This is a genomic window from Deltaproteobacteria bacterium (assembly GCA_009929795.1).
GTDB lineage: Bacteria > Desulfobacterota > Desulfovibrionia > Desulfovibrionales > Desulfomicrobiaceae > RZZR01.
The window spans coordinates 1-4,906 of record RZZR01000160.1 but is presented as its reverse complement, the minus strand read 5'-3'; the positions used below and the strand labels follow the sequence as shown (position 1 = coordinate 4,906).

The 4,906-nt window shown below is 55.3% G+C and carries 5 protein-coding genes; all 5 read right to left on the bottom strand.

The window, feature by feature from the left end:
• Positions 1 to 406: 406 nt before the first annotated feature.
• Positions 407 to 661 carry a type II toxin-antitoxin system RelE/ParE family toxin gene (locus EOM25_12125; GenBank protein ID NCC25920.1) on the bottom strand — a complete coding sequence of 85 codons (255 nt, stop codon included), beginning with the start codon at positions 659 to 661 and terminating at the stop codon, positions 407 to 409.
• Positions 639 to 860, bottom strand: coding sequence for a ribbon-helix-helix protein, CopG family (locus tag EOM25_12120; GenBank protein NCC25919.1), 222 nt, complete (start codon positions 858 to 860; stop codon positions 639 to 641). The genes EOM25_12125 and EOM25_12120 overlap by 23 nt, the downstream gene beginning before the upstream one ends.
• A 99-nt stretch (positions 861 to 959) precedes the next feature.
• On the bottom strand, positions 960 to 2,087 hold the full coding sequence (locus tag EOM25_12115) for a glycosyltransferase family 1 protein (GenBank protein NCC25918.1): 1,128 nt from the start codon (positions 2,085 to 2,087) through the stop codon (positions 960 to 962).
• Positions 2,088 to 2,129: 42 nt separating this feature from the next.
• On the bottom strand, positions 2,130 to 3,341 hold the full coding sequence (locus EOM25_12110) for a hypothetical protein (protein ID NCC25917.1): 1,212 nt from the start codon (positions 3,339 to 3,341) through the stop codon (positions 2,130 to 2,132).
• A gap of 106 nt (positions 3,342 to 3,447) precedes the next feature.
• The gene (locus EOM25_12105) at positions 3,448 to 4,524 is read right to left on the bottom strand and encodes a glycosyltransferase (protein NCC25916.1); all 1,077 of its coding nucleotides are present in this window, start codon (positions 4,522 to 4,524) and stop codon (positions 3,448 to 3,450) included.
• Positions 4,525 to 4,906: the final 382 nt, after the last annotated feature.

The following is a 4,906-nucleotide window of genomic DNA, read 5'->3' as shown; positions in this document are numbered from 1 at the left end:
TCATATATGCAATAGTTTTGTACAAATGTCAAGAGGAAATAGGAGGCGGCGCTTCCTCCCCAACCTGAAGGAAGGGGTCTCCGCACCGAAGATTGATGACTCCAAGGCTTGGTCCGTGCGGGTCGACAAACGCATCCGGCTGTCCTTCGAGCCTTCGGTCTGGAACCCGTCGGGTGCCCCGGACTGGAATCGATCCGTCCGCCTGTTGCGCGTGCTGGACCACGACGATCTTTACCGTACGCCACGATAGAGCCCGAAATCGCCGGTTTGCAGAGGGGGTCGGCTCCTGTGCGTTGGTCCCCAACAGGTCCAGAACGTCCTATGAACGATATCCCAAGCAGCGAGGCCGCCCGCCACACCAATGCCCGGTTGAATCCCGTCCCCCCGGGGAGGCCGGCCTCGATGGTCAACGATAGACCTCGCGCCGGTGACCGACGCGTATGATGAGAATCACCAAGTGGGCTTCCTGGATTTCATACACCACACGGTACATGCCGATCCGAACCCGGCGTAATCCCGAGAACTCGCCCTTCAGAGCGGATCCAGCTCTCGGGGTCTTTCGCAGTGAATCAATCGTTTCAATGATGCGGAGACGGTCGGATTTGGGGATGCTCTCTAGTGACTTGGCGGCACTCCGCTTAATCGAGATTGAGTAAGTCACGCTTCACCTTTTCCCAATCCAATATTGGATCGGCCGGATCTTGCAATGCCTCGATGGAAAGGGAGATGTCCTCGAAATCGTCGAGATAATACTCCACTGCCTGGCGTACCACTTCGGCACGCGAACGGCGCAGCCGCGCTGCGGCGGCATCCAAGGAAGAAAGGACATCCTCCGGCAAGCGAGCGGTAATTTGGGCCATGGAAATTTCCTCCAATGTCAAACGATGTCAGACGATGTAATCTATGAAGCAATCGTCATCCGGTCAAGGTCCGTTGGCACACGAGAGATCCGGAACAGCCTATGTCGGGCAGCGATTATTCCCTTTGAGCACCTTCCAGGTCGTATCGGCCGTCCGGTTCCAGGAAAATTCCCGGGCCCGGGCCAGGCCCTTTCGGCTCAGATCGTCGCGAAGAGCCCGGTCCTTGGCCACCCGGAGCATCGGTTCGACCCAGGCCCCGGGATTTTCCGGATCCCGGCAGTAGAGTACGGCATCGCCTCCCACCTCGGGCAGACTGGCCCGATCCGAACAGAGAACCGGGCAGCCGCAGGACATGGCCTCCAGCACGGGCAGACCGAAACCCTCGTAGATGGACGGAAAAACAAAGGCCAGGGCTCCTGCATAGAGGCCGGCCAGGTCCTTGTCCGGCACATGGCCGAGGCGAATGACCTGGCCGGGGCCGGATGCGTTGTCCCAGCCCGACCACCCGGCGCGGACCAGGGGGATGTCGAGCCCTGACCTAGCCAGGGCCTTGGGCAGAACGGCCGTGTTTTTGCGGGGGTCGCCGCTGCCGACGAAGAGAAAGTACCGTTCGGGCAGGCCGTGTTTGGTTCGGACCCGCTCGATTTCCGGTTTGGAAACCGGTCGGAACAGTTGGGGATCATGGGCCAGGGGGGTGACCGTGATCCTCTTCCGATCGATACCCAGAACGTCCTTGATTTCCCGGGCCGAGAATTCCGACACGGTCAAAAAGGCGTCTGTCCGGTCCAGGCCCGGGCCGAGACAGCGGTCATAGTACAGGACCCGCTCCCGGGGATGGTGCTGGGGAAAACGCATGATGGACACGTCGTGCAGGGTGAAGACCGTGCGCGTCCCGTTTGGGGCGGCAAAGGGGAAGAATCCGGCCTCGTGATAGACGTCGAAGCCTTGGGCCAATCCAAAGAAGGCCCTTTGCCTGCGCCTGTGTACGGCCATGCGGACCATGAGGGCCAGTCCGGGAGGGAGCTTCCAGAAGATCCGGGCCATGAGGGACCACGATGCCTGGTCCGCTGGCCCCTGGGGCATGTCCGGCCGGAGACCTCGTCCGTCGAACCAGGCGATTTCGGCCTTGGGGTGATTCCGGCCCAGGGCCGTGTACAGGCAGCGCAGGTAGCGGGATATGCCGGTGGCGATGTTGTTCAGGGGAATGGCGTCGACCAGGATGCGCATGGCCTTATCCAGAATTTGGCCATGAAAAGGATGTGTCAGCCGTCATCGCGCCGAGCCGGTGATCCGTTCTCTGTTCTTGATCCAGAATTCCAGGATGAAAGCCAGGAAGATGGACATGAAGCCCCCGCCCACAGCGGCCAGGGCCACGATCATGGCTTTTTGGGGCTTGACGGGCTCGAGAGATGCCATGGGGGGTTGAACCACGGTCACCGGGCAAAGCTGGGTGAGGCGGGTTTTCAAAATATCAAGTTCCCTCGTCTGTTCGTTTTTGCTCAGAGCCAGTTCCCTGGTCTGATTGATTTCCTTGTCCAAAATAGACGATTCCAGGTCCTTGAGCCTGGTCTGGATTTGATTGAGCTGGACACTCCGTTCGTTTAACCCGGTTTTGAGGGTGTCCAGACGTTGCTCCAGGTTGGAAGCATAGCTGATGTTCTGCTGGATTGTATTAGTGTACATCAGAAGTGCCAAGTCGTTGCCATTCGTCTTGCGGTCCTTGAGCATCTCGTCGCGTTGACGCATGAGATCCTGACTGTTTAAATTCACGGCCTCGATCTGTTTTTCAACCCTGAGAATGGCTTCCTGCTGGGTGTGAATATCCTTTTCCAGGGCGGCCATCTGCGACTTGACGACGTTGGCCTGGCGTTTGAGGGCTAGAATGTCATCTTTGAGTCGGTTTTCCTTCATATCCCAGTTATTCAGTACCTGTTCCAAGGTGGCTATAGATTTGCTTAATTCCTGTCGGCCAATAACGAGGTTCCTGGAGTCTTTCTCGAGAGCGGAAAGAATCAACGACAGAAATGACCTGCCCTCTTCTAGTGAGGATGACTGTACGGACACGGAAAGCATTTGAGCTCCTTTGGGGAGTTCCGCCTTGACTTCCATTGAATCGATCTTGTCACCGAGTTCGTCGGGAACTTTTTGAGTCATCAATTCGGCTAGATAGGCCTTCTGGTCCAGCCAATCTTTCATTTCGGCAAGAGTCGGCAAATATTGAGGGTTCCCGGACTGGGGGTCAAAACCGGCAATACCCGGAGCGATCAAGGTCCGGGCAAGATAATACGGGGGCTGACTCAAGGCATAGACCACGCCCAAGACTGTCGTGGCCAGAGTGAAGAAAATCATGAACCATCTTCTACGCCAGAGCACGGCCACGAGATCCAAGAGGTCTATTTCGTCATCGTTGGCACAGGGTTCCTGAACGACGTACACGGGGCGACAGTGTTCGGGGTTCTTGTTCTGGTCGGTATCGGACATGGTTTCTCCTCACATGGATATTGATCAGACTCTCTCGCTGGATGTGTCGAGGGATAAAGGCAACGGTTGTCATGGTCAAGACGCGGGAGTGTGGTGGTGCAATCGATCAGAAGACAAAATATTTACGTCCAAGAAAATTGAGGAACAGCCCCACGGCCGTGGCCGTTAGTTTGGCTCCATATGGTGTAGCCCCTGTGGCCACAAGCCCTTTGGTCATGAGAAGATCAATGGCTCCGACAACCGTGACCACTGCCCCGTACACCAGAATTTCTGAAAACGCGTTCCATCTGGCCTTATGTCTGAAAAGCAGGGCAATGGAGAGAAAATAATTGACCGCTGCCGCCCCGATAAAGGCCAGGATTGTGGCCGTGGCCAAGGAGACAAAAGGCAGCAGAAAGGCAAAAAAGGCAAAATTGGCCACTGCCGCCACACCGCCGATAAAGAGGTAGATGAGAAATTGCACCGGTGCTGGGAGGCTGGGTGCGTTGTAGTGAAAAATGCAGTACAAGGCCCGCAATCCATCCCAGGCATTGATTTTTTTGCCCTCGGCCCAGGTCCGGCCAGCATAGCTGATTCCTGCCTCGGAAACTGTAAGCCCGGCTCGGGCAATGGCCGCTGTCATCTCGGGCTCGATGCCGAAGCGGTTTTCCTTGAGATCGAGTTTGTCCAGGGCTTCCTTGCGGAAGACCTTGTAACAGGTTTCCATGTCGGTTAGATCAAGATCCGTGAACATGTTGGACAAGGTGGTCAGACTGCGGTTCATCCATGAATGCCAAAAAGACAAAACCCGGCGCGAAGACCGGTTCAGATATCTGGACCCAAAGGCCACGTCCGTGCCGTGCTCCTCAAGCATGGCCACCAGCCTGGGCAGATCCAAGGGATCGTATTCCAGATCAGCGTCATGAATGGCCACAAAATCGCCTTTGGCCTTGGCAAATCCGGTGCGCAGGGCAAAGCCCTTGCCCCTGTTTTTGTCCAGCCCAATGAAGCGGATATTTTCGTGTTTTTGCTCCAGTTCCCGGGCAACTTCAGGGCTCTTATCCGTGGAGCAATCATCCACGATTATAATATCCAGCGAAAGTCTTGAGGTCTCAACAGCCAACAGACGCTGGACAGACCGGCGCAGAGTTTTTTCCTCATTATAACAGGGAACAATGACTGAAAGACAACGTACTGGATTCATGTAAAAAACTGTAAAAATTTGGGAATTGACCAGATTGCCTCAAACGCATTGGATTTGTTTTTACTGACGACTTCCAGAACAAACGCTGCGGCAAAGAGAAGATTCAAGCCTCCCATGACAGCGAGCAGCAAAAATTTAAGCACAAACCTTGATCGCAAGAGATAAAAAACCATGGCATACCCAAAGGCGAATATAAAACTGCAATTCATATACGCCCGTCCACCAAAACTTATGCCAAACCACCAGCAACCCCACGAGGCATTCACGTACCATTGCAGAATAAAGGCCATCAAAAACAAAAAAGCCAACCTGGGCTGTATTTGGCCAAAGATCAAAAGAACTAACAGCCCCAGGGCAACGGACGGCGTCCAGGAAATGAGCC

Bases quoted from the DNA above. Each gene is read 5' to 3' on its own strand.
- EOM25_12120 (NCC25919.1), bottom strand. From the start codon at position 860: ATGGCCCAAATTACCGCTCGCTTGCCGGAGGATGTCCTTTCTTCCTTG.
- EOM25_12115 (NCC25918.1), bottom strand. From the start codon at position 2,087: ATGCGCATCCTGGTCGACGCCATTCCCCTGAACAACATCGCCACCGGC.
- EOM25_12110 (NCC25917.1), bottom strand. From the start codon at position 3,341: ATGTCCGATACCGACCAGAACAAGAACCCCGAACACTGTCGCCCCGTG.
- EOM25_12105 (NCC25916.1), bottom strand. From the start codon at position 4,524: ATGAATCCAGTACGTTGTCTTTCAGTCATTGTTCCCTGTTATAATGAG.